This is a genomic window from Streptomyces tsukubensis, from assembly GCF_003932715.1.
Taxonomy (GTDB): domain Bacteria; phylum Actinomycetota; class Actinomycetes; order Streptomycetales; family Streptomycetaceae; genus Streptomyces; species Streptomyces tsukubensis.
In genome coordinates, this window is record NZ_CP020700.1 from 59597 (window position 1) to 81634 (window position 22038).

Annotated in this window: 20 protein-coding genes; 6 read left to right on the forward strand and 14 right to left on the reverse strand. The window is 73.3% G+C overall.

Translation table 11 applies throughout. The features are described from left to right. Positions 1–39: 39 nt before the first annotated feature. From B7R87_RS00150 to B7R87_RS00165, 4 genes are all read right to left on the reverse strand, one after another. On the reverse strand, positions 40–1227 hold the full coding sequence (locus B7R87_RS00150) for an NAD(P)/FAD-dependent oxidoreductase (protein ID WP_040912655.1): 1188 nt from the start codon (positions 1225–1227) through the stop codon (positions 40–42). A gap of 71 nt (positions 1228–1298) precedes the next feature. Then, the gene (locus B7R87_RS00155; protein ID WP_006344614.1) at positions 1299–1532 is read right to left on the reverse strand and encodes an acyl carrier protein; all 234 of its coding nucleotides are present in this window, start codon (positions 1530–1532) and stop codon (positions 1299–1301) included. Continuing rightward, complete coding sequence (locus tag B7R87_RS00160) at positions 1529–3133, reverse strand: amino acid adenylation domain-containing protein (protein ID WP_006344615.1); 1605 nt, start codon at positions 3131–3133, stop codon at positions 1529–1531. The genes B7R87_RS00155 and B7R87_RS00160 overlap by 4 nt, the downstream gene beginning before the upstream one ends. Before the next feature lie 118 nt (positions 3134–3251). Then, positions 3252–3467: an MbtH family protein gene (locus B7R87_RS00165; protein ID WP_130585363.1), complete on the reverse strand. Its 216-nt coding sequence runs from the start codon at positions 3465–3467 to the stop codon at positions 3252–3254. Between the two features lie 548 nt (positions 3468–4015). On the opposite strand from B7R87_RS00165, the gene B7R87_RS00170 reads away from it, so the two are divergent. Beyond that, a complete protein-coding gene (locus B7R87_RS00170; RefSeq protein ID WP_233168726.1) occupies positions 4016–4873 on the forward strand; it encodes an LmbU family transcriptional regulator in 858 nt (285 codons plus the stop codon). Between the two features lie 67 nt (positions 4874–4940). Here the strand turns inward: B7R87_RS00170 and B7R87_RS00175 are convergent, their stop codons facing one another. Next, positions 4941–5585 carry an FMN-binding negative transcriptional regulator gene (locus tag B7R87_RS00175; protein ID WP_040912663.1) on the reverse strand — a complete coding sequence of 215 codons (645 nt, stop codon included), beginning with the start codon at positions 5583–5585 and terminating at the stop codon, positions 4941–4943. A 305-nt stretch (positions 5586–5890) separates the two neighbouring features. Here B7R87_RS00175 and B7R87_RS00180 point away from each other — a divergent pair, with 305 nt between their 5' ends. Beyond that, on the forward strand, positions 5891–7243 hold the full coding sequence (locus B7R87_RS00180; RefSeq protein WP_006344618.1) for a lysine N(6)-hydroxylase/L-ornithine N(5)-oxygenase family protein: 1353 nt from the start codon (positions 5891–5893) through the stop codon (positions 7241–7243). 148 nt (positions 7244–7391) lie between these two features. Continuing rightward, positions 7392–7760 (forward strand): hypothetical protein, encoded by a 369-nt coding sequence (locus tag B7R87_RS00185; protein ID WP_130585364.1) that lies wholly within the window; start codon positions 7392–7394, stop codon positions 7758–7760. A 120-nt stretch (positions 7761–7880) separates the two neighbouring features. Here B7R87_RS00185 and ddaH read toward each other — a convergent pair whose 3' ends face one another. Beyond that, positions 7881–8729 carry a dimethylargininase gene (gene ddaH / locus B7R87_RS00190; protein WP_006344619.1) on the reverse strand — a complete coding sequence of 283 codons (849 nt, stop codon included), beginning with the start codon at positions 8727–8729 and terminating at the stop codon, positions 7881–7883. Between the two features lie 289 nt (positions 8730–9018). Continuing rightward, positions 9019–9492 (reverse strand): nuclear transport factor 2 family protein, encoded by a 474-nt coding sequence (locus B7R87_RS00195; protein ID WP_006344620.1) that lies wholly within the window; start codon positions 9490–9492, stop codon positions 9019–9021. A 397-nt stretch (positions 9493–9889) separates the two neighbouring features. Here B7R87_RS00195 and B7R87_RS00200 point away from each other — a divergent pair, with 397 nt between their 5' ends. Further along, positions 9890–10642, forward strand: a complete 753-nt coding sequence (locus tag B7R87_RS00200; RefSeq protein WP_045852701.1) for a thioesterase II family protein — start codon at positions 9890–9892, stop codon at positions 10640–10642. 20 nt (positions 10643–10662) lie between these two features. Here the strand turns inward: B7R87_RS00200 and B7R87_RS00205 are convergent, their stop codons facing one another. The 5 genes from B7R87_RS00205 to B7R87_RS00225 all read right to left on the reverse strand — a co-directional run bounded on the left by B7R87_RS00205 (position 10663) and on the right by B7R87_RS00225 (position 17061). After that, the gene (locus B7R87_RS00205; RefSeq protein WP_006344622.1) at positions 10663–12837 is read right to left on the reverse strand and encodes a condensation domain-containing protein; all 2175 of its coding nucleotides are present in this window, start codon (positions 12835–12837) and stop codon (positions 10663–10665) included. 442 nt (positions 12838–13279) lie between these two features. Next, positions 13280–13672: a hypothetical protein gene (locus B7R87_RS00210; RefSeq protein ID WP_130585365.1), complete on the reverse strand. Its 393-nt coding sequence runs from the start codon at positions 13670–13672 to the stop codon at positions 13280–13282. 394 nt (positions 13673–14066) lie between these two features. After that, complete coding sequence (locus tag B7R87_RS00215) at positions 14067–14888, reverse strand: AfsR/SARP family transcriptional regulator (protein WP_040912676.1); 822 nt, start codon at positions 14886–14888, stop codon at positions 14067–14069. A 404-nt stretch (positions 14889–15292) separates the two neighbouring features. After that, positions 15293–16159, reverse strand: a complete 867-nt coding sequence (locus tag B7R87_RS00220; protein ID WP_040912678.1) for an AfsR/SARP family transcriptional regulator — start codon at positions 16157–16159, stop codon at positions 15293–15295. 263 nt (positions 16160–16422) lie between these two features. Next, positions 16423–17061 carry a ScbR family autoregulator-binding transcription factor gene (locus tag B7R87_RS00225; RefSeq protein ID WP_006344625.1) on the reverse strand — a complete coding sequence of 213 codons (639 nt, stop codon included), beginning with the start codon at positions 17059–17061 and terminating at the stop codon, positions 16423–16425. Between the two features lie 733 nt (positions 17062–17794). Here B7R87_RS00225 and B7R87_RS00230 point away from each other — a divergent pair. After that, positions 17795–18775, forward strand: coding sequence for a ScbA/BarX family gamma-butyrolactone biosynthesis protein (locus B7R87_RS00230; protein WP_130585366.1), 981 nt, complete (start codon positions 17795–17797; stop codon positions 18773–18775). A 75-nt stretch (positions 18776–18850) separates the two neighbouring features. Here B7R87_RS00230 and B7R87_RS00235 read toward each other — a convergent pair whose 3' ends face one another. Beyond that, positions 18851–19528, reverse strand: coding sequence for a ScbR family autoregulator-binding transcription factor (locus B7R87_RS00235; protein WP_006344626.1), 678 nt, complete (start codon positions 19526–19528; stop codon positions 18851–18853). A gap of 162 nt (positions 19529–19690) precedes the next feature. Between B7R87_RS00235 and B7R87_RS00240 the strand changes: the two genes are divergently transcribed. Continuing rightward, on the forward strand, positions 19691–20710 hold the full coding sequence (locus tag B7R87_RS00240; protein ID WP_130585367.1) for an NAD-dependent epimerase/dehydratase family protein: 1020 nt from the start codon (positions 19691–19693) through the stop codon (positions 20708–20710). A 31-nt stretch (positions 20711–20741) separates the two neighbouring features. Here B7R87_RS00240 and B7R87_RS00245 read toward each other — a convergent pair whose 3' ends face one another. Further along, positions 20742–21902 carry a cytochrome P450 family protein gene (locus B7R87_RS00245; RefSeq protein ID WP_006344628.1) on the reverse strand — a complete coding sequence of 387 codons (1161 nt, stop codon included), beginning with the start codon at positions 21900–21902 and terminating at the stop codon, positions 20742–20744. Positions 21903–22038: the final 136 nt, after the last annotated feature.

A 22038-nucleotide genomic window follows, 5' to 3' on the forward strand; every position in this document is an offset into this window, starting at 1 on the left:
GTCTCCAAATCGGCAGTTCCGTCGGGGAGGATCCGCCGGTCAGCCCTGGTCGAGTACGGTCAGCAGTTCGTTGTTGTAGAAGTCGTCGAAGGAGTAGGCGCCGGACACGGTCGAGAAGTAGCGGTCGATCAGGTCCTGGTGGCCGACGAGCTTCTGCACCATTTCCGTGTGGCGTTCGGGCTTGAGCTCGGCCACGTTGAGGGCGCCCTGGTAGAAGCTGTAGAACGTGCTGTCCAGGTCCTTCTCGTAGCGGCGGAGCGCGGTGGCGAGCGCGGTGTCGTCGTGGAGGTCCTGGCCGATGTGGCCGGTGAGGGCCTGGGCCTGGAGGAAGGCGTCGGTGATACCGCGGGCGGTGATGGAGTCCTTGTGGTGCACGGCGTCGCCGAGCAGGACCCATCCGGGGCCGTGGGCCTTGCGGAAGTAGTTCTCCTGGGCCCCGGTGCCGTACATCTGCTCGACGCGTTTGCCCGCGGACATCCGCTCGTACAGTTCGGGGGCGGTGGTGCGGACGGCTTCGAGGTAGGAGTCCTCGACATGGGTGCGGACGTCGGCGAACTCGCTCTGCGGGAAGTAGGTCATGATCAGCGTGAGGCCGTCGTTGGTGGGGGCGAGGGCGATCCACCGTCCCGGCCGTTCGTAGAGCTCGAAGTGGGCGGGGACCTGCTCCCAGTAGCTGTAGTAGGTGCAGGTCATCCGGGGGCGCTCGACGACCTTGGGGGCGCCGGTCCGGCGGGCCACCAGGGACCGCATGCCGTCGGCGCCGACGACCAGCCGGGCGTGTTCGGTGGCCGGGGTGCCGCCGGGGGTGGTGTACCGCACTCCGGTGACCCGGTCGCCGGTGTGGAGCAGATCGGTGACGGTGCAGGACTGGCGGAAGTCCACTCCGGCGGCCACGGCGCCGCGGGCGAGGATCGGGTCGAGGACGAACCGCCGGGGTGCGTACGTGGTGCGGTGGCCGCCGACCGGCAGGGAGAAGCCCTCCAGGCGGACGCCGAGCGCCTCGTAGCTCTGGCGGTCGATCGGCCGGCAGCCCGCGCTGCGGAGTTCGCCGAGCAGTCCCCAGCGGTCGAGCAGTGCCACGCCCGGCTGGTGAATATAGTGCGAGGACAGGGTGTCCTGCGGAAAGGTTGCCTTTTCCAGCAGCAGGACGCGGTATCCCTGCCGGGCGAACAGCATGGCCGCCGGCGAACCCGCACATCGGGCACCGATGACAATCACATCATACATGGGCGCCTCTCTTGCCAAAGGGGGAATTCATGGGTTTCAACGGCCGGATCCGGAGGGGTCGTTCACGGACGCTATCGGGCAACCCGGTTCATGGATTCAACGATATGGGCGGAAATCGAAGCGACCGTCGAGTGGAGATACATCTGGTCCATGGGGACCTCGACGCCCAGCTCGTCGAGGAATGCGATCTGAATCTTCGTCATGGTCACGGACTGTCCGCCGAGGGCGAAGAAGTCGTCGTCGACCGATATATCGTCGCGCTGGAGTTCCCGGCACCATATGGCGCGCACCCTGTCGGAAATCATCGCGGTCCTTCCGTTGTTCCGTCTGTCGTCGGGGCGGCGGACCGGCCGCGGAATGCGCCGGCCAGTGCCGTGCGGTCCACTTTTCCGTGCGGGCTCAGCGGAAGCCGCGGGATGGTGACGAAATGGGCGGGGACCATATTCCGCGGCAGTGTTTCGAGGAGGCCGGTGCGCAGGCCGTTCTCGTCGAGCCCGCCGGGGGATCGGACGAGATAGGCGACCAGTTCGGTCTCCCCCGTGCCGCGGTCGCCGGGCACGACGGCGGCTTCCCGGACCCCGGGCAGTCTCTCCAGCGTGCGTTCGATGTCGGCCGGGTCGATGCGCATGCCCCGCACCTTCACCTGGGAGTCGATCCGGCCGAGGACGACGAGGTCACCGGCGGGGGTCACCCGGCCGCGGTCGCCGGTGCGGTAGAGCCCGCGCGGTGCGCCGTCGACCAGGACGGTCGTGAACTTCCCGGATTCGGGGCCGGTGGCGCCCAGATAGCCCGCGCCGACGCCGGTCCCGGAGATGCAGATCTCGCCCGCCTCCCCCGCGGCAACGGGGTTCAGGTCCTCGTCGACGAGGTGGATCGCGGTGTTGTACGCCGGTCTGCCGACCGGTGCGATCCCCCGGTCGCCGCCGCGGTGGCCGGAGAGGTCGTACGAGGTTGCGACATCGGTGCACTCGGCGACGCCGTACTGGTGCAACAGGGTGCAGGTGGTGCCCTCGCGGCGGGCCCAGGCGGTGATCCGTTCGGTCTTCAGCGGCTCCCCGCCGAAGAGCACGTAGTCCAGCCGGGCCAGCGCGTCGCCGCCGCGCGCCGTCTCCCAGTCCACCAGCAGATAGAGCGTGCTGGAGGCGCAGTGGACGATGCGTATGTCGTGGTCGGCCAGCATCCGGTACGCCAGCATGGCGTCGAAGTTCCGGCTCGCCATCAGGTACTGGGTGGCGCCGCAGAACAGCGGTGTCATCAGGCTGCGCTGGGAGAGGTCGAACCCGAAGGCGCTGACGACCAGGTTGCCCGATCCGCTGTGCAGGCCGTATTCGGCCGTCAGCCAGTGCATCAGGTTGAACCAGCCCTCGTGCCGTACGGCGGCCAGTTTCGGGGTCCCGGTCGAGCCGGAGGTGAAGACGGCGTAGCAGATGTCGTCCCCGGTGACGGTCGTGTCCGGGCGGGCCGCCGGGAGGCCGTCCAGACGGTCGGAGAGCCGCTCGGGGGCGAGGATCTCGGCGCCCGCCGCCGCGACCGGGCCGGCGGTCGCCGGGGAGGCCACGATCAGGGCGAGACCGGGCACCCGGCCCGCCAGCAGGGCGAGCCGGGCCGCCGGATAGGCCGGGTCGAGCGGCACATAGGCCGCGCCCGCCTTCAGCGTGCCGAGGACGGCGACGAGCAGGTCGGCCGAGTAGTCGAGACAGATGCCGACCTTCGCGCCCCGGCCGTGTCCGCGCGCGAGGAGGAAGTGGGCGAACCGGTTCGCCTCGGCGTCCAGCTCGGCGTACGTCAGCTGCGCGCCGTCGTGCACGACGGCCACCGCGTCGGGGGTGGCTGCCGCGTGCTCCTCGAACCGCCGGTGGACGACGGGCTCCGGGGGCAGGGCGACCCGCCTTCCCTGAAGGATCATCAACTGACTCCGATGTGAGGGGGTGTGCGGTCGGGCGGGCCGCGGGGGTGCCGCGGGCGGAACGGGCCGGCACCCTGCCCGGGCACCGCCCGGCGGCCGGTGGCGGGCGGGGCGGCGGTCAGTCCGCCGCCATGGCCTCCCGCAGGCTGCGGGGGCGCAGGTCGGTCCAGTTCTTCTCGACGTACTCCAGGCACTCGGCCCTGGACGCCTCGCCGAAGGCGACGCGCCAGCCCTCGGGCACCTCGGCGAACACCGGCCACAGGGAGTGCTGCTCCTCGTCGTTGACCACGATGTAGAAGCGGCCGTCCTCGTCATCGAAGGGGTTCGCGCTCAACTGGCACCGTCCTTAACCGTCATGGGGTGAGCGGGGGTGGGGATGCGCCGGGCCGGGTGCGGGAGATGGAGCGGGCACCGGGCGCGGGCCGCCGGCCGGGCGCTGTCCGGTCGACGGGACGGCGTCCGGCACCGCATGGCGGCTCCGGCACTGCCACGTCACCGTAGGAACCCGGCTTCCGGCGCTACAAGGGCGGCGGGGACCCGGGCCGCGGGCCGGGCGGGCAGGCCCGCACCTCGACCGGGTTCTCTGTACCCCGGGGGCACCGGTGTGCCAGGATGCCGCGCCGCGCGGCCGCGCACGGGCCGCCGGACGCGGGCGGGTGACGGTGCGGGCGGCGGGGTCCGGGGGCCGCCCGCTCCCCTCGGGGCGGAGCGCCGGACGGGCGGGGGCGGCCGGGGGCGCGGGCCCGCCGGATACGGCCGCCGCGCCCCGGCGCCGTACCGCAGAGATGTTCTCCGTACACGTTTTCGAGTGCCGCTCCGGTGGCGCTTCAGTTCCTGCCGCGAGACTTCGGTGCGGTTGCAGGCACCCCAACTCGTGGAGGCATGATGGCGCGTCAGGCCGGGCGTACCCCGGGTCCGCAGGGCGGCCCGGCACCCGCCCTCCCCCAGCCCCCGTCGCGCCGGCCGCCCGCCGCGGGGGCCGCGCCGGGCCGGGGCCAGGTGCTGACGACCAAGGTGGGGCTGCAGATGCCGGCGCAGCTGGCGTACGACGAGTGGGAGCGGTCCGGGCGTCAGCTCGCCGGGGTCCTCGACTCGTCCTCCTGGTGGCTGGGCGACTGGCTGGTCTACGGCAAGGACCACTACACCGACCGGTACCAGCGCGGGATACGCGCCGTCGGCCTCTCCTACCAGACCCTGCGCAACTACGCCTGGGTCGCCCGGCGTTTCGACCTCACCCGGCGCCGGTCCGCCCTGAGCTTCCAGCACCATGCCGAGCTGGCGTCGATGCCGGTCGAGGAGCAGGACTTCTGGCTGGACCGGGCCGAGCAGCGGCAGTGGACCACCAAGCAGCTGCGCGGTGCGCTGCGGGCCGCGCGCCGGGGCGAGGAGCCGCCGAAGGCTCCCGCCGGGCCGAGCCGCCGTCTGGAGGTGCCGGGCAACCGTCTTCAGTGGTGGCACCGGGCCGCCGAGCAGTCGGGGATCGCGTTCGACCAGTGGGTGATGACCACGCTGGACAGCGCCGCCGCACACGCCCTGGAGGAGCCCGGCGGGCCGCAGGAGCCGCGGGAGCCGCGGGAGATCCCCGGCCGCGGGGAGACCGGAGGCCCGGCAGGACCGGACGGGGGTGTGCCGGACACGGCTGTTGCGGGTGCGGATGCGCCGGACGCGGGCGGGTACGGGGTGAGCGCCCGGACCGCGGGGCTCGCCGGACAGGCCCCGCCGGCGGTCGTCGGCGCCTGAACCCCTCTCCCCCGGCCCCCGCGTCCACGGGCTCCCGGCTGTTCCGGCTGTTCCGGGGACGGGCCGGTTACGGCAGCCGGCTCATCAGCCCGGCGGTCTCCCGCCGGTACCGGCAGGCGCTCTGCCCGAACGACTCGCGGACCCGCCGCCGCACGTCGCCCGGTTGCTCCTGGCTGAGCTTGAACATGCCTTCGGCCCCGGTCACCGTGAGCCGGAAGGCACCCACGGCGGGGGCGATCCTGCGGAAGTAGCCCAGGGATTCGGTCATGTCCCAGCCGTTGCCGAACGCCCCCTCGAAGGCGCGCACGGTGGACTGCACCACGTCCAGGCTCTCCTCCAGCGAGGAGATCTTCTCCACCACACCGCGGACGTGCACCGCGGTGAAGTTCCAGGTCGGGGCGGCCGGTGTGACCCCGTACACCGAGGGCGACACATAGGAGTTCGGGCCGGTGAACGTGAGGAGCAGGACACTGCCCGTCTCCAGCGCCGCCCAGTGCGGATTCGCCCGGTTCATATGCCCCAGGAGCGTGGTGCCCGGCAGTTCGCCGGCCGGGTCGGCGGAGGTCTCCGGGTCGAAGACGACCGGCAGATGAGTGGCGAACGGGCCGTTCTCCGGGCTGCCGTTCGCCACCGCGAGCGCCAGCGGATTCTCACGGATCAGATTCACCATCCACGAACTGTCCGGCGCTCGGTACATGCTGGGCACAAACATCCGTTCCACCCTTTCAGGAAATCGCGATGCGGGGCAGGGCCGCGGCCCGGTTCTCGGCTGATCGCGCCGTCCGGAACGGAAGGGCCGCCGGGCCGTGCCGTGCAGAGGTTCTGGGAATCCGCGCCGACCGTATCCCCGTCCCGCCGACAGGACAACACTTCCGGATGTCGAGTGGATCGGAAGGAGTTCCCGAAGAGACCTCATGGCGTTCTCCAGTTGCCTTCGAGTCGTTCTCCCGAGCACACTGCGAATCGGGCTCTCGGGCCACCGCCAGAATTTTCCATACGCCTAGCGGGAGAATTTTCATGGGTATAACGGGCAGGGGTAAACACGAGGTCCTGGACCTGGTCGGCATCGGGTTCGGCCCGTCGAACCTGGCGCTCGCGATCGCCTTGGACGAGCACGGGGCGAGCGCTCCGCAGCATCCGGTCACCTCTCATTTTTTCGAACGGCAGCCCGCGTTCGGCTGGCACCGGAACATGCTGCTGCCTTCGACGACGATGCAGATCTCATTCCTCAAGGACCTGGCGACGTTCAGGAATCCGATGTCCCGGTTCAGTTTTGTGTCGTATCTGCATGCCTCGAACCGGCTGGTGCAGTTCGTGAACAACCAGGACTTCTACCCGACCCGGCAGGAATTCCATCAGTATCTGGAGTGGGCGGCCGCCGCCCTCGGCGACCGGGTCACCTACGGTGCCGAGGTCGCGTCGATCCGGCCCCGCACCGGGCCCGGATCGCGGACGGCGGACCTCCTGGAGATCGAGGTGCGCCGCGGCGACGGCACCACCGGGACCGTCACCGCGCGGAACGTGGCCATCTCGACGGGGCTGGTACCGCGTCTGCCGAAGGGCGTGACGTCCGGGCCGCGGGTCTGGCACAGCTCGGAGTTCCTGGGCAGGTTCGGCGCGCAGACCCCGGCGGACCTCCGGCACGTGGCCGTGGTCGGGGCCGGCCAGAGCGCTGCCGAGATCACCCGCTTCCTCCACGACTCGCTGCCGCACGCCCAGGTCTCCGCGGTCATCCCGTCCTACGGCTACTCCATCGCCGACGACACCCCCTTCGCCAACCAGGTGTTCGACCCCGGCGCGGTCGACGAGTACTACTACGGCACCCAGCGGGCGCGGGACGCCTTCTGGCGCTACCACGGCAACACCAACTACTCGGTGGTGGACGCCGACGTGATCCGGGACCTGTACCGGCGCTCGTACGACGAGGAGGTCCGCGGCGGCCGAAGGCTGCACTTCCGCAACCTCACCCGGGTCGTGGAGGTCGAGGGGTCCGCGAGCGGGGCGTGGGTGATGCTGCGCTCCCTGCTGGACGACCGCAGGGAGGAACTGGCCGTCGACGCGCTGGTGTTCGCCACCGGCTACGACGGGATGGACCCGGCCCGGCTGCTCGGCGACTTCGACCGGCACTTCCAGCGCGACGCGGCGGGCAGGCACCGGCTGGAACGGGACTACCGTCTGGTGTCCGCGTCCGGGCTGACCTGCGGCGTCTATCTTCAGGGCGGCACCGAGCACAGTCATGGACTGTCGTCGTCGCTGCTGTCGAACACCGCGGTACGCAGCGGTGAGATCGCCGATTCGATCGTGATGCGGCGCACCCGGCAGGAGCTGGGCCGCAGCCGCTCGGTGGCGGAATCGCCCTCGGCCGCCTGAGGCGGCGCACCGTGAGGTGCCCCGGCCACCTCACCCGAGCGCCGGGCGGCCGCGCCGGGCCCGTATCCCGGCATCCGGCATCCGGCATCCGGCATCCGGCATCCGGCATCCGAATGGTGATACCCGAGCGAAGGAGAGGGCAGTGCCCGTGACACACACCACGCCGCCGTCCGGTGCGGCGGACCGTCACGTCCGGGGACCGGCAGGTCCCGTCCGGTCCGCCCCGCCGAACGGCCCGCCCCGCGCACCGCGCGGTCTGATCCGCCTGCGGTTCGCCGACCCGGCCGCACTGGAGCGCGCCGCCGCCGCTTTCGGCGCCGCCCGGCCGGGCGCGGGCCTGGGCGAGGCGCTGAGCGAGCCCGCGACGCTCACCCTCCGCATTCCCGGACCCGCCGGTGTCGAGGCCCTGCGGGCCGTGCTCGCGGTCCTCGACGCGGCGGAAGCCGCGGTCGATTCGCTCACGGTCCACACCGGTGAACTGGACGACGTCTTCGCCGCGTTCACCGCCCTGCCCTGATCCCGCACGGCGGGCCGGGAGGCGGCCGCCGCCGCCCGTGTGCGGGTGCGCCGGGGCCGCCCCCGCGCCGGCCGTCCTCCGCGGTGCTGCCGGGGAGACGGCCGGTGCGGGGGCCGCGGGTCACGACAGTACGAGGGTGCAGCACTTCACGCTGCCGCCCGCTTTGAGGAGCTCCCCCAGGCTCACCCCGATCGGGTTGAAGCCGCGCTCCTTGAGCCGGGCGATCAGCCCGGTGGCCGCCTGGGGCAGCACCACGTTGAGGCCGTCGGAGAAGGCGTTGAGGCCGAACACCGCGGCGTCCTGGTCCGTGGCGAGGACCGCGTCGGGGAACATCTCCCGCAGCACCGCCCGGCTGCCCGGGCTGAACGCCGCCGGGTAGTACATGATCTCGTCCGGCGCGAGCACCGAGAGCGCGGTGTCCAGATGGTAGAAGTCGGGGTCGACCAGGGTCAGACCGGTCACGGGGAGGCCGAAGAACTCCTGGGCCTCGGCGTGCGAGCGGGAGTCGGTGCGGAATCCGGTGCCGGCCAGGATCCGGCGGCCCACGCGCAGATAGTCGCCTTCGCCCTCGTTGATGTGTTCCGGCCACAGCAGTTCGCGGAAGCCGTGGCCGGCGAACCAGTCGAGGTAGGCGGGCCCCTCCGCGGTCCGCTCCCGGTGCCGGAACCGGGCGCCGAAGACCTTGCCGTCCACCACGGTGGCGCCGTTGGCGGCGAACACCATGTCCGGGAGGCCCGGGACCGGTTCGACCACCTCGACCGTGTGCCCGAGTGAGAGATAGAGCTCGCGGAGCTGTTCCCATTGCAGCAGGGCGGTCGCGGCGTCCGTCGGCTTCTTCGGGTTCATCCACGGGTTGATGCTGTAGGTCACGTCGAAGTACTGCGGACGGCACATGAGCAGACGGTGCGCGACCGCCTTCCGTTCCGCCCGGGCTGCCGGTTCGCCGGCTGCGGCGCCGTTTCGGGGCATGGCGGGTTCCTCCTGGTGTTCTTCGTGGGGAGAGAAGGGTGCGTGCCCGGCGCGGCGGGGTGCGCGGCGCGGGATCCGGTCCTGCCGGGCGTATGCGAAGACCTCCTCCCTGAGGGCGTCGACGCGCCCGCCCTCGTCGGAAGGGGACGGCGGGCGGGCGCGGACAGGGAGGGATGTGCACGGTCACTCTAGGCACGGGCCGGGCCGGTGGGGCCGCGGCTCCGCGGAACCTCCAGCTCAGCTGCAGCGGCCTTCCACCGCGCACCGCCCCGGGGCCGACCGGGCCGGGTCAGGCCAGATCGTCACGGGTCACCCGGCGGTGCGCGGTGCGCCATCCGCCGCGGGTAGCGACCAGGACGTCCTCCATCACGCATACGTACAGGACCCTCGCCCCGCCCGGGCCGGGGGTGCCGCCGTGGACCAGGGCCGAACAGCGGGTGTGCAGCGACCCGTCGGCGCGGGGCCGGACGTCGAGCCGGCCGACCCAGTGGTCGAGGCGGCCGGCGGCCCGCCGGTGGCGTTCGGCTCCGGCGCGTACATAGTGGGCGAGCCCGGTGCGGGCGGGCACCGGACCGGGCAGAAAGGGCAGTTCGAGGACGGCGTCCTCGGTGAAGGTGCCCGCCCAGCGTTCGGTGGCGTGGGTGGCTTGGGTGTTGAGGATGTGCATCTGGTGGGCGTAGAACTGCTGCGCCTGCGCGTACAGGGCGGCGAACCCCTGGCCCCGGGGCGTGCGTCGGGCGGTGCCCACCGGCTCGGCGGTCATGGTTCCGGCCTTCTTTCGTCGTGTCCTTCGGTGTGCCGCGGTGCCCGCCGGCGGGGCCTACCGGGCCCCGGGCGGCTTCCGGCCGGGCTCCGGACACTGTCCGGGGCCCGGGTGGAGCGGTCTTCGCGTGGCCCTTGAGGGGTGTTCCCGGGCGTCCGGCACCGGGGGCCGCCCGGTGCGGATCGGCTTGCGGACCGGTTCCGGACCGTTGCTGGACCGGTTCTCCAGCGGGCCTCGGCGGGTGGATGCGACCATGCGTGTCGAGCGGTGCAGAGCCCCGCTGTTCCGTACGAGCGGCCCCGGCGGCCGGGACACGGCGGCCGTCCGGCCCGCCGCCCGGGCGGGGTCGGCGGGCCGGACGGGGCCGGACACCGGAGACGTCGTCGAGGGAACGGTCATGCACAAGTCACCAGAGCCGGGACTGCGTCTGTTCGTGTTCCACCACTCCGGTGGTTCCCGGCTGACGTACCGCGACTGGCCCGCCCACTTCCCGGCGGACTGGGAGGTGCGGACTCCCGACGCGCCGGGCCGCGGGCCGCGTGACGAGCGTCCCGCACTCGCGGACGCCGGTGCCCTGATCGAATATTTTCTCCGTACGCTGGAGCCCCGGCTCACGGGCCCCTTCGCGTTCTTCGGGCACAGCCTGGGCGGGCTCGTGGCCTACGAACTGACCCGCCGGCTCGTCGATTCGGGCCGTACCGCACCGGTGTGGCTCGGCATCTCCGCACGCGGCACCCTCCAGCCCGGCGGGGACCGGCCGCAGCGCCATCTGCTGTCCGATGCGGAGCTGCGCCGGGAGCTGGCGGCGATGGGCGGTACGGCGCCGTCCGCGCTGAACCATCCGGAGCTGTGGGAGCTGTTCGCGCCGACCATCCGCGCGGATCTGCGCCTGGGCGAGACCTGGTGCTCCGAGCCGCTGGCCGCGCCGCTCCCGGTACCGCTTTCGGTGTTCGGCGGCACCGCGGACCATGTGGCCCCGCCGCACCGCCTGGACGGCTGGGCGGCCGCCTCGGAGCACTACTTCGGTCTGCGTCTCTTCGACGGCGGCCACTTCTACTTCCAGGGCCGGCTCCCGGACGTCGCCCGCCGGATCCGGGAGGACGTCCGGCGCGCCCTGCTCCTGTCCTCCGGGCTCCGCACGGTGCGGTGAGCCCCCCCGGCCAAGTCCGGTCAGTCCGCCGCCGCCTGCCGCAGCGCCCTGGCCAGCTCGCGTACTCCGTCGCCGTCCGCACCGCCGAGGACCACCAGGGGCGGGGTACGGCCCGCCGCCGCCAGACGCCGGGCGATCTCGTAGGCGATGGCGCCCGCTCCGGAGAAGCCGCCCAGCACCAGTCGGCTGCCGGGGCCGGTGACCGGTGCGAGGGCGGCCGCGCCGCGGGGCACGTCCGCCGGGGTGCGCAGGACGAACATCGCCTCGGGGCCGTCGTAGGCATGCAGCAGTGCGCGGCACCAGTCGGCGGGTGCGCCCGGGGCGGCGACGAGGCAGATCACGGCCCGGCCGGCCGGTGCGGCCGGGCGCAGCGGGACGAGGAGGCTCGCCGGGGCGGGGCGGTCGTGCATCCGGGGCAGGTCCGTTCCGTCGAGTGAGCCGATCACTTCGGCGACGGTGGTGCCCGGTCCCGCGGTGCGGGGCAGGGTGCGCAGCAGGCGGGCGGTGTGCGCGAGTACGGCCCGGGTCCGGTCGTCGGCCAGGCGTTCGCGGTCGTGGACGGCGGACAGCACCAGGCTGCCCTGTCCGTCGTGGTGGGCGACGAGGGACAGGGCCGTCGCGGTACGGGCCGGGGCGGGGACGGGGTGCTCGACGCGTACGCCGTGGGCGGCGAGGGCGGCGGTGAGCCGGTCGTCGCGGCGGGGGGTGTGCGCGAAGGCGAGCTGCGTTTCGGGGAGTTCGGGGAGTTCAGTGGGTTCAGTGGGTTCGGGGGGTTGAGTGGGTTCGGTGGGTTCGGTGCCGGGGCGGGCGAGCCATTCGTGGATGCGGCCGGCCGGGGTCCATTCGTAGGCGGCCATGTCCAGTACGCGGTCGCGCAGGGTGCGCAGCAGTCGTTCGACGGGGGCCGCGGGGTCGACCTCGACGGTCAGGGGCAGCGGGTTGGCGAGCGGGCCGGGGATCCTTTCGATGTCGTCGAGGAGGCCGCCGCGGCCGGAGAAGGAGACGCCGAAGCCGATGGGGACGGGGCCGCGCAGCGGGCCGGAGGCCCGGTAGAGCAGCATGGCCCACACCGTGTGCAGGGCGCTGGACTCGGTGGCGCCGTGGCGGGCCGCCCAGTGGAGGAGGCGGGTCGTCTCGGTTCCGGAGAGGCGGGTGGAGGTGTGTCCGGCGCCGTGGTGGCCGGTGTGTTCGCCCGGGGTGGCGCGCGGCAGTGGTGCGGGGGCGGCGTGCGGGGTGGTGCGGCGCCAGAAGTCGCGGGCGGGCCCGGGGTCCTGGCGGTCCAGCCAGCGGGTGTAGTCGCGCAGGTCGGGGCGGCGTTCCCCGCCGGGCAGGGTGCCGCCGGCGAGGTAGGCGCGGTAGAACTCGCGGACCAGGACGCGTGCGCTCCAGTCGTCGAGGAGGGCGCGGTGGTAGGTGAGGACGATGTCGGTGGAGGGCTCTTCGCCGGGGGTGCGCGGCGGCGGGCCGTCGAGGAGGGCGATGCGCAGCGGGCCGGGGCGGCGCAGGTCGAAGCCGTGGGAGCGTTCGGTGTTCCGGAGGTGTTCGCGGTCGGTGAAGGTGCCGTGGGTGTGGTGGGTGACCACGTCGGGTCCGGGGTGGTCGAAGAGGACGGTGCGGGGGTGCGGGTCCCAGACGAAGGCGGACCTCAGGACGGTTTCGCAGGTGGACACCGCCTGCCATGCGGTGGTGAAGCGGGTGAGGTCCAGCGGTCCGTGCCAGCGCCACAGGAGTTGCTCGACCTGGTGGTCGGGGCCGCGGCTCGCGTCGGTGAGGAGTTCGTGCTGCAGCGGGGTCACGGCGAAGGTCTGCGGCAGGGGCCCGCGGGTGGCGGACCCGGCTGTTTCCCCGCCGGAGGCGGTGTCCGGCGGGGGGCCGGGGGTGTCCCCGGGGGCGGCGGGCAGGGCGGGGGTGCTGGTGATCAGGTCGGCCAGAAGTCCGGCCGGGCAGGGGGCCGGATCGCCGGTCGCGGAGGGCAGTTCGAGGCTGTGGTGGTCGGGTCCGTGCCGGTGCAGGCGGAGCCGGCCGGTGAGCGGGGCGGGGTGGCCGGCGGCGATCCGGTCGAGGGCGGCCAGGAACAGGGCGGGGTCGAGGCGGCCCCGCAGTTCCAGCACCGGCCGGGGCTCCTGGGTGCGGTGGTGGTGTCCGGGGTCGAGGACCACGGTCATGGTCGGTGCCGGCGAGCGGTCGGTCGGCATCGGTCTTCCTCCTCTCCTGCCTCACGGGGGTTCGGGTTCGCGGACTGCCGTGCCACGGGGCCGGCCGGGGAACGGGCCGGGCCGGCAGCGGGTGGGGGCGGCGGGCGGGCGGGGCGGTTGCGGCCGGTGGGCCGGGGGAACCGGCCGGGCGGCCCGGGTGCCGCCGGTGCGGGGACGGCCGGGGCGCGGGAGGCCGGTGCCGGTGTACGGGGGCCGGTGCGGGCGGGCCGGTCCGGGGGCCGGTGGCGTACCGTCTGCGCCGGGGTGGGGTACGGGTCCACCGGCACCGGGGGCGGTTGGTCGTGCCCTGCACTCGCCGGGGTCCGGGCGGTGGACGGTTCGCGCAGGGTGGTGTGCCGTTCGTCCACGGCCGGCTCCTCCCACTCGACACCGGTCACGGTAGCGGCGCGGGCGGGGCTGCCCCGTTTCCTCCGGTACTCCCCTAGCGTTCCGCAAGCCCCTGCGGGCGGCGCGGGGCGGGAGGAAGGGGGTGATGGTCGGTCACGGCGGGCGGACCGGCGTCCGCCCGGGGGGTGGTGTGGTGCTCGGTGATGCGGCCCTCGCCGTCGAAGCGGAACTCCGCGAACAGACACCGGGCGGCGGTGCCGGTGGTCGCGGTCAGGCGCAGGGCGACGTGGTCGCCGTCGGCGAGGACGCTGTCGCAGACCAGCAGCGGACGGTCGGGGGCGAAGAGGGCGGTGAGGAGGCAGGGTTCGCCCCGGTTGGCGGACTCGACCAGGGCGAGGGCGAGGGCCTTGTTGCGTTCCTGCACGGTGTGGCGGGTCAGGAAGGCATGCAGGGTCCCGCTCAGCGGGTCGGTCAGGGTCAGGCGCATGGCCGGGCCTTTCGTGTCGTGGGGGACACTCGCCGGGTCGGAGCAGCGGCCTTCTGCGCTGCGGATGCCGGGGCCGCCGACGGCGGGGGTGGGCGTTGCGGCAGAGGGCGGCACCGCCGGCGGGCTCGTGCTCCGCGGGCGTCCCGGGGGCCGGGGTGTTCGTCCGCCGAGGATCACCGGCCGCCCTGGAGAAACACCTGAGGCCCGGTCGGGCGGGCCCGGCGGCGGGGGCGGGAGGGAGAGCGGCCCGGGGAGAGGGCGCCGGGGCACGGGCCGGTGCCGTGTGCGTCCGTACGGCGTGCAACCGCCGGGCCCGGCACGCGGGTGACCGCGCTCGCCCCGCGGTGGGCGGTGGACGAGCGGTCCACCGCCGCCCGCGCCGGGGAAGCGGGGGTCAGGCGGCGAAGAGGTCGAAGGTCGAGGTGCGCCGCGCTCCCGCCACCACGTCCAGCTGCGGGTCGACGGAGAGCATGGCCTGGTGCAGCCGCTGCAGCTGCGGCGAGGGCTCCACGCCGAGTTCGTCGATCAGGCGCATCCGCAGCCTGCGGTAGGCCTCCAGGGCCCCGGCCTGCCGCCCCGACCGGTACAGCGCCACCATCATCTGCGCGTGCAGGCCCTCGTGCTGGGGGTGGCGGGCCGTCAGGTCGGTCAGTTCGGGGATGAGTTCGGTGTGCCGGCCGAGTTTGAGGTCGGCGTCGATACGGCGTTCGACGACGGCCAGCCGGCTCTCCTCCAGGCGTCTGACCTCGATGTCGAGGATCGGTCCGACGCGTATGTCGACGAGGGCCGGTCCCTTCCACAGGTCGAGAGCGGCCCGCAGCCGCCGCGCCGACACCTCGTTGTCCCCCGTTTCGAAAGCGGTCTGTCCCTGGCGTGCCAGACGCTCGTACTCGTGGACGTCGACGCTGGCTTCGGGGATCTGCAGCAGATATCCCCCGTGCCGGGTGGCCAGTACCTCCTTGGCTCCGCCCGGTGCGCTCGGGCCCATCGCGGTGTCCAGTCTTCTGCGGAGCTGGAGGATGTAGGTCTGCAGGGTGGTGAGGGCGCTCTGCGGCGGCGCGGTCCCCCAGATCTCTTCCATGAGCATCGGGACGGGCAGGACACGCCCCGGATAGAGCGCCATCAGGGACAGGATCTGCCGCGGCTTGGCCGCGGTGGGAACGATGGATCCCCCGTTGACCTCGGCACTCAACGGCCCCAGAACCTGAATTCTCACGGTACCCCCTCTTCCGTAGTGGTCGAGCTCTCTGTCCGGATTCCTTCCGCCGGCCGGGATCGGTGCCGCGTTCCACGCTAGCCGGGCCCGTCCGGGGCGAGCGGGACGGTGTAGCGGCCCTCGACCGGGCCTCCAACTGCCGTGCCCGGTACCTGAGTGAGGGCGTCGGGGCGCAGGCCGGCGGTGTTGCGGCCGGTACGGGGGTACGGGGTGCGGCGCCCCGGCTTCGCATCGCCACCCGGGCGGATGGCGCGCCGCCGGTGCGAGCGGCGGGGGCGGGTGGCCGGGGCCGTGCCGTCCCGTGGTTCCCGGCCCGCGGCGGTGATACGGAACGCGGCCCGTTCCGGGGGGAAACACGCGGGTGCTGCTCCCCGGAACGGGCCGCGGACGGCGGGCGGGCGTTTTCACACCTGCGCCATGCGGCCCCTGCCGGATCCGGTGGGCGGTCCGGCGGGCGGGGGCGCCGGGTGTTCCATGGACAGCGGGGTCTCGGGGGCGGCCACCAGGATCGACTGCTGCAGCCGGCGCAGCCGCGCCGAGGGCTCCAGGCCGAGGTCCCGTACGAGGGTGCCGCGCAGCCGGTGGTAGACGCCGAGCGCCTCGCTGCGCCGGCCGGAGCGGTGCAGGGCCAGCATGAACTGGGCGTGCAGATTCTCATGAGTGCGGTAGCGGCTGGTCAGCACGGTGAGTTCGGCCAGGAGTTCGCGGTGCCGGCCGAGCCGCAGATCGGCCTCGATGCGCTGGTCGAGAGCGCACAGACGGCTCTCCTCCAGCCGTCTGGCCTCCATCTGCAGCTGGGTTCCGGTGTGGACATCGGCGAACGCGGCCCCGGTCCACAGGCCGAGGGCGTCCCGGAGCTTGCGGGCGGCTCCGGGGAAGTCACCGGCGTCCATGGCCCGGTATCCGGCGCCCGCCAGCCGCTCGAACTCCCGCACGTCGCTGGTGCCGCCACCGGTGACCAGGAGATAGCCGCCGGGCGAGGTGACCAGTACGTCCTTCGCGCTGCGCCGTGGCACACCCTCGACGGGTACGTCCTTCTCCAGTGCGGCGGAGATGAGTTCGCGCAGCTGCAGCACGTACGTCTGCAGGGTGGTGCGGGCGCTGCGCGGCGGAGTGCCGCCCCACAGCTCCTCGATCAGCCCGCCGACGGGCACCACCTGGTCGGCGTGGAGGGCCAGGCAGGCAAGAACCTGCCGTGGCTTCGGCGCCGTCGGGGTGACCGAAACCCCGTTTTCCCTGGCGCCCAGCGTGCCCAGCACATCAATATCCACACCGACTCCCCATGTCGTGGCTCCTGGGACGGTCTCCGGCCCATACCAAGTAAAAAACAGCACGAACGGTCTGTCAATATCAAACCGACCAAGCTGTTTCATTCATTGAAGCTCGACCGGTCCACCACTCCTCATCGACCTTCCGGGCTGGGGCAACACCCTGAAGCCGACGGCATCCCCCTGAAACGCCACGGAGCCCCGGGCGCCGGTCCGGCAAGCGCCGCGCGCCGTCCGTCACCCGTGGAACAAACCGTGCGCCCTGTTCAGGAGGGGCCGGGTGCCGCGCCCGGGGAGCCGCCGGGCAGCAGCCGGCCGAGGGTGCCGGCCGCCGCCAGCCGCGGCAGCAGCAGACCCCAGAACCGTACGAGCACGGCAGGGGCCGCCCATGCCCGGTCGCCGGCGCCGAGCACTTCGAAGCCCACCGTCGCCGCGACCACGGCGACCGAGGCGTCGGCGGCGGACACGCCCTCGGCGAGAGCGCCTTCGCGCTCCGCCTCCCGGAGCACCTCCTCGACCCAGGCCTGCCACTGCCGGCGCAGGTCGACGGCACCGCTCCGGCGCGGCAGTCCGCAGCCGAGCTCGAACCCCGCCCGGACCACGACGTCCCGGTCCAGCCTCGCCGCCAGAGCATGGGTGGCGTCGATGAGCCGCTGCAGCGGGCCGGGCCCGCCGGCCGGGGCGGGCCCGGCGATGACCCGGACCGCGGCGGCCGCCTCGTCCTCCACGGCCCGGGCCAGGACCCGCTTGTTCTCGAAGTGGAAGTGCAGCGCACCGCTGCTGACCCCGGCCTTCCGGCTGATGGAGCCGAGCGACGCCATCGCGAAACCGTCCTGCGCGAACACCTCGGCGGCCGCTCGCACCAGGGCCTGCCGCGTGCGCAGGGCACGCTCCTGCTTCACCATGCCGGGTTCTCCTGACTGGGGCGGCAGGCGGCTTCACCGGCCGGCCCCGGGCTCGTTCTCCTGATACGGCGGCTCACCGCAGGGCAGAACACCCCGCCGCTCACCGGAAGAAGGGGCAGTCCGGCCCGGGGCGGAACCGGGGCCGGACCCCGGGAGAATCCGCCACGGGAGCGGGCCCGGGCTCCGGCGCGGCCGTCCGGGCCACCGGAAGACCGCCGGACCCGGCCCGGACGGCGCCGCCGTCATCGCCACGCCACGCCCCTTCCCGGGACGGAGCCGAGGAGACCCGGCCCGGCCCCCCATCTTAACAAACCGCTTGGACGGTTTATATAGAGTGTTCACAAGAACCCCGTTCCACCCGTCTCCTGACCGGAAATCGCGCGGGTACCCCAGCCGCTTCCCCGGCGGCCGGAGCACCTTCCGCCGTAGCCGGGGCGGCCCTGCGCCGCACCGGCTACGGCGCAGGGCACGGTGATACCAGGGCCCGCCCCGGGGCCGCCCGGGACACGGGGCAGCCGGGACCCGGCGGCCCCGGCGGCGCAAGGGGCCCCGGGGCGCGGACCGCCCGGCAGGCCGGACCGCTCACCTCCGGATCCGGGAACGGCCCGTTCCCTTTTCCCGCCCGGCCGCAGGGCCATATTTCTTCTAGAAATTAAACCGGGTGGTATGTATCTTCGGGCTTACCGGGGGGAGAGCACCCCTGGTGCAGGCCACTACGGCTCAGGGGGATTCCATGTCCGCGAGCACGTTCCGCACCGACCGCGCACTACCCGGCACGGCAGGCACACCGGGCAGCGCGGCAGTACCTCCGGGGGCGAGGCCGGCGCCCGACCGGCCGCTGACCAGCATCGTCCCGAAGGAACTCGTCCACCGCACGGGCGTCGCCGAGGTCATGCTCACCGGCTGGGAGCGGGTGGAAGGCGACCACTTCACGGTGACCGCCCAGTGGCCCCGCGGCCACAGCCTCTTCACCACCGGGGGCCGTTATCACCCGCTGATTGCCGCAGAAACGATCCGCCAGGCGGGGATCCTGCTGGCCCACACCGAGTACGGCGTACCGCTGGACGGGCCGCTGCCGGTGGAGGAGATCCGGGTGAGCACCCGCCCCGGGCTCTTCGGCATCGGCTGGACACCCGCCACGCTCGAACTCCGGGTCACCGTCCGGCCGCGGCACGCGGACGACGGGACCCTGACGGGGCTGCGCGCCGAGACCGAGATCCGCCGCGACGGCCGTACGGCCGCGACCGGTCTGAGCGCCGTCGCCTGCGTCACGGCGCCCGAGGACGAGCGGCCGCCCTCCCGCCGCCCGGCCCTGCGGGACGGGCTTCCGGCCGCCGCACCGCAGGCCCCCCTTGCGCCGCAGGCCGTCGGACGCCTCTCTCCCCTGGACGTCGTCCTGTCCCCCACCCCGCGGCCGGACCGCTGGCTGCTGCGCACCGACACCGGGCATCCCGTCTTCACCGGCCGCGGCGGCCGGATCCCGGACATGGTGCTGCTCGAAGCGGCCTGTCAGGCCACGGCCATGACCCTGGGACGCCCCTGCACACCGCTGGACATCGCCGCCGGGTTCGGGCCCGGCACCGTACCGGCCGGCCCGTGCGTGATCGGGGCGCGCCGTCTGCCCGCCGCCGGGGGAACGGAGTCGGTGCTGGTGACGGGCCGTCTCCACGGCGAACCGGTGTTCCACTCCACGGTGACCGCGGCCGCCGGCTGAACCACCGGGCGGGGCGGGGCCGCGCGGCCGTGACCGGGCGGCACGGCAACCGGGGGGCAGGGCACGGCCGGCCGGTCAGCCCGCCGCGACCGGCTCCCCGGCGAGCGCCTCCCGGCCCCGCGCCTCGCTTCTGACGCCGAGTTCCATCGCCCGCGCGGTGGTGATCTCCAGGCTCGCCAGGACGGCGGGAACCGCGATACCGGGCAGCAGATGCCCGAAGAGCGACACCACCCGCGCCTCCAGGTCCTCCCGCTGCGCCAGGATCTGCGAATAGACCTGCACGCCGGTCCAGGACGCCGAGAACAGCCAGGCGGTCTCGGACGGCACCACGTGCGGGAGGAGTTCGCCCTGCTTCTTGGCCTCCTCCAGCAGCAGGGCGCTCGCGCCGATCCACTGCGTGATGGCCTCGGTGCCGAACTGGGCCCGCACATCCTGCTCCAGGCTGAGCCGGGCGACCGCGCTCACCAGCGGATCCCGGCGCATGCGGTAGGCCACGGTGAGCCCCGTGTCCACCAGTTCCTGCAGCTTGGAGGCGCTGGGCTCCACCGAGACCGTACTGAACTGCTGGCTCAGCACCCCTTCCGCCAGAGCCGCCTTGGACGGGAAGTGAAAGTAGAGCGCGCCCTTGGTCACACCGGCCCTGGCCAGGATCTCGCCGATGGTCGCGCGCTCGTAGCCGCACTCGTCGAACACAGAAGCAGCGGCCGTCACGATCGCCAGCTTCGTCCGGATCGCACGCTCCTGCTGCGCCATGAAGGCCCTCCCTGGTCATTGCTGGGTACGGCACCAGGTCAGGTGTCCGTTCTCTACCAGAACCAAACCAGGTAGTCCGTATTTTCACAAGCCACCACCGGACCGTACCTGCACATTTCGCCGCTGCCTTCACCCCGGTCCGGTACCCCGAGGAGTCCCCACATGCCGAAAAACATCCTGGTCACCGGCGCAAACGGCTTTATCGGCCGCCATGTGGTCCATGCCGCGCTGACAAAACCGGCCGCGCGGGTTCGGCTGAACCAGCGCAGCCCCCGCGCTGCTGCCCCGCACTCCGGATCCGCCGCCGAGACGGTCCACGCCGATCTCACCGACCCCGCCTCGCTCACCGGCCTCTGCCGGGACACCGACGCCGTCATCCACTGCGCCTCCCTCGTCGGCGGCGACCACGACAGCCTCCGTGCCGTCAACGACCTCGGCACCCGCGCCCTGGTCGACGAAGCGCAGCGCCAGGGGGTCCGCCGTATCGTCTACATCAGCACCGCCGCCGTCTACGGCCGCGGTCCTTTCCGCGGCGCCGGACCCGCCGGGCTCCCCCAGGCCCCCGCCTCGGCCGCCAGCCGTACCCGGGCCGCGGCCGAACGCCATGTGCTCGCCGCGGGCGGCACCGTCCTGCGCCCCCATCTCGTCTACGGCACCGGGGACCGCTGGGTCCTGCCCGGGCTCGCCCAGCTCCTGCGCCATCTGGGCACCGGTATCGACTGCCCCACGCTGCACTCCGCCGTCGACGTCGGCGCACTCGCCGGTCTCGCCGTCGCCGCCGCCCTCCACGAGGACCCGCTGCCCGCCGTCCTCCACGCCAACCACCCCCGCCCCATCAGCACCTCGGCCCTCGTCCGTCTGGTGCAGGGCCACCTCGGCCTCCCCCGGCGCGCTCCCCTTTCCCTGCGCCGCGCCACCGAGCTGGCCCGCAACTCGCCCCGGGCCCTGCACCACCTCGCCATGCTCGGGACGGACCACTGGTTCGACAGCGATCCGGTCTGGCGGGCCCTCGGGTGCAGCCCGGGTCCCGCCCCCGCCGACGGTCTCGTCCGGCACACCGGGTGGTACGGCCCGCTGCTGCGGACCGCACCGCACCGGCCGCACCGCACCGGCCCGCAGCGGAGCCGGAACCGGGCGGCCGGGGCGGGCCTGCACAGCGCCGGGGCCTGTCTCCGGCCCTGACCTGCGGCGCGCTCCGGTGCGCCGCGGGCGGCTACCGCGTTCCCGTGTCCGGTCCGGTGAACGGTCCCAGTTCCACGGGCAGTTCGCGGTGTCCGTTGGAGATGAACGACTCCAGGGGCCGCAGGCTCTGCGGCGGCACCGCGAGCCGCAGTGCGGGGAACTGTGTGAACAGGCCGCTCAGCGCGATCTCCGCCTCCATCCGGGCCAGCGAGGCGCCCAGGCAGTAGTGCGGGCCGTGGCCGAAGGAGAGATGTTCGCGCCGGGCGGCGCGCCGTACGTCGAACTCCCCCGCGTTCTCGCCGTGCACGGCCGGATCGCGGCCCGCGGCGGCGTACGAGATCACCACCGCGTCGCCCCGGGCCAGCACCACCCCGCCCACTTCCACGTCCTCCACCGCGTACCGCAGGATCGCGTTCGCCCCCGGTGCCTCCACCCGCAGAGCCTCCTCGACCGCATCGCCCCACGCAGCCCGTCCCGACCGCACCAGGGCAAGCTCGTCCGGGTTCGCCAGCAGCAGCGCCACCGCGTTGCCGAGCAGGTTGACCGTCGTCTCGTACCCCGCCGTGTAGAGCAGGATCAGATTGTCGACGAGTTCCTTCTCCGTGAGCCGTGAACCGTCCTCGTCGCGCACGGCGATCAGCGCACTCGTCAGGTCCTCCCCGGGCATGTCGCGTCTGAGGGCCAGCAGTTCGTTCATCGTCAGATACAGATCGGCGCCGTTCGCCCGTGCCTCCTCCACCGACGCGGAGGTCCTGAAGAATCCCGCGATGATGCGGCGCAGCCTCACCCGCAGCTCGCCGGGGATCCCGAACAGCTCGGCCAGCACCCGCATCGGCAGCAGGTGGGTGAACTCCTGCCGCAGATCGACCGGCGCGCCGGCCGGCAGCCCGGCCAGCCGGACCAGCAGGTCCTGTGCGATCTCCGCCACCCGGGGCCGCAGCAGCGCCACCCGGCGTGCCGTGAACGCGGCCGCCACCAGTTTCCGCAGCCGCCGGTGCTCCTCCCCGTAGGCGGTCACCATGTTCTGCACGGACACCCAGATCGCCAGCGGCCAGGATCCCGCGATGTCCCCGTCCGTCCACGCGGGCCAGTGGCGGTAGGCGTCCTTGGAGATCCGCGGATCCGTCAGCAGCGCCCGGATCTCCCGCTGCCCCGTCACCGCCCACGCGCCCACACCACCGGGCAGAACCACCCGTGCCACCGCCCCGCGCTCCCGTAACCGGGCGGCTTCCCCCTGCACATCACGCCCCGACGGATCGAAGGCAAACGGGCACTGCTGTTCCACGGACATGAACCCCTCCGGTCGGCCGAGCGGGCCCGCCGATCGC

What these genes read in the sequence shown, in the direction of transcription:
- B7R87_RS00150 (WP_040912655.1), bottom strand. Translation starts at nt 1,227, where the DNA reads ATGTATGATGTGATTGTCATCGGTGCCCGATGTGCGGGTTCGCCGGCG.
- B7R87_RS00155 (WP_006344614.1), bottom strand. Translation starts at nt 1,532, where the DNA reads ATGATTTCCGACAGGGTGCGCGCCATATGGTGCCGGGAACTCCAGCGC.
- B7R87_RS00160 (WP_006344615.1), bottom strand. Translation starts at nt 3,133, where the DNA reads ATGATCCTTCAGGGAAGGCGGGTCGCCCTGCCCCCGGAGCCCGTCGTC.
- B7R87_RS00170 (WP_233168726.1), top strand. Translation starts at nt 4,016, where the DNA reads ATGATGGCGCGTCAGGCCGGGCGTACCCCGGGTCCGCAGGGCGGCCCG.
- B7R87_RS00175 (WP_040912663.1), bottom strand. Translation starts at nt 5,585, where the DNA reads ATGTTTGTGCCCAGCATGTACCGAGCGCCGGACAGTTCGTGGATGGTG.
- B7R87_RS00180 (WP_006344618.1), top strand. Translation starts at nt 5,891, where the DNA reads ATGGGTATAACGGGCAGGGGTAAACACGAGGTCCTGGACCTGGTCGGC.
- ddaH (WP_006344619.1), bottom strand. Translation starts at nt 8,729, where the DNA reads ATGCCCCGAAACGGCGCCGCAGCCGGCGAACCGGCAGCCCGGGCGGAA.
- B7R87_RS00195 (WP_006344620.1), bottom strand. Translation starts at nt 9,492, where the DNA reads ATGACCGCCGAGCCGGTGGGCACCGCCCGACGCACGCCCCGGGGCCAG.
- B7R87_RS00200 (WP_045852701.1), top strand. Translation starts at nt 9,890, where the DNA reads ATGCACAAGTCACCAGAGCCGGGACTGCGTCTGTTCGTGTTCCACCAC.
- B7R87_RS00205 (WP_006344622.1), bottom strand. Translation starts at nt 12,837, where the DNA reads ATGCCGACCGACCGCTCGCCGGCACCGACCATGACCGTGGTCCTCGAC.
- B7R87_RS00210 (WP_130585365.1), bottom strand. Translation starts at nt 13,672, where the DNA reads ATGCGCCTGACCCTGACCGACCCGCTGAGCGGGACCCTGCATGCCTTC.
- B7R87_RS00225 (WP_006344625.1), bottom strand. Translation starts at nt 17,061, where the DNA reads ATGGTGAAGCAGGAGCGTGCCCTGCGCACGCGGCAGGCCCTGGTGCGA.
- B7R87_RS00230 (WP_130585366.1), top strand. Translation starts at nt 17,795, where the DNA reads ATGTCCGCGAGCACGTTCCGCACCGACCGCGCACTACCCGGCACGGCA.
- B7R87_RS00235 (WP_006344626.1), bottom strand. Translation starts at nt 19,528, where the DNA reads ATGGCGCAGCAGGAGCGTGCGATCCGGACGAAGCTGGCGATCGTGACG.
- B7R87_RS00240 (WP_130585367.1), top strand. Translation starts at nt 19,691, where the DNA reads ATGCCGAAAAACATCCTGGTCACCGGCGCAAACGGCTTTATCGGCCGC.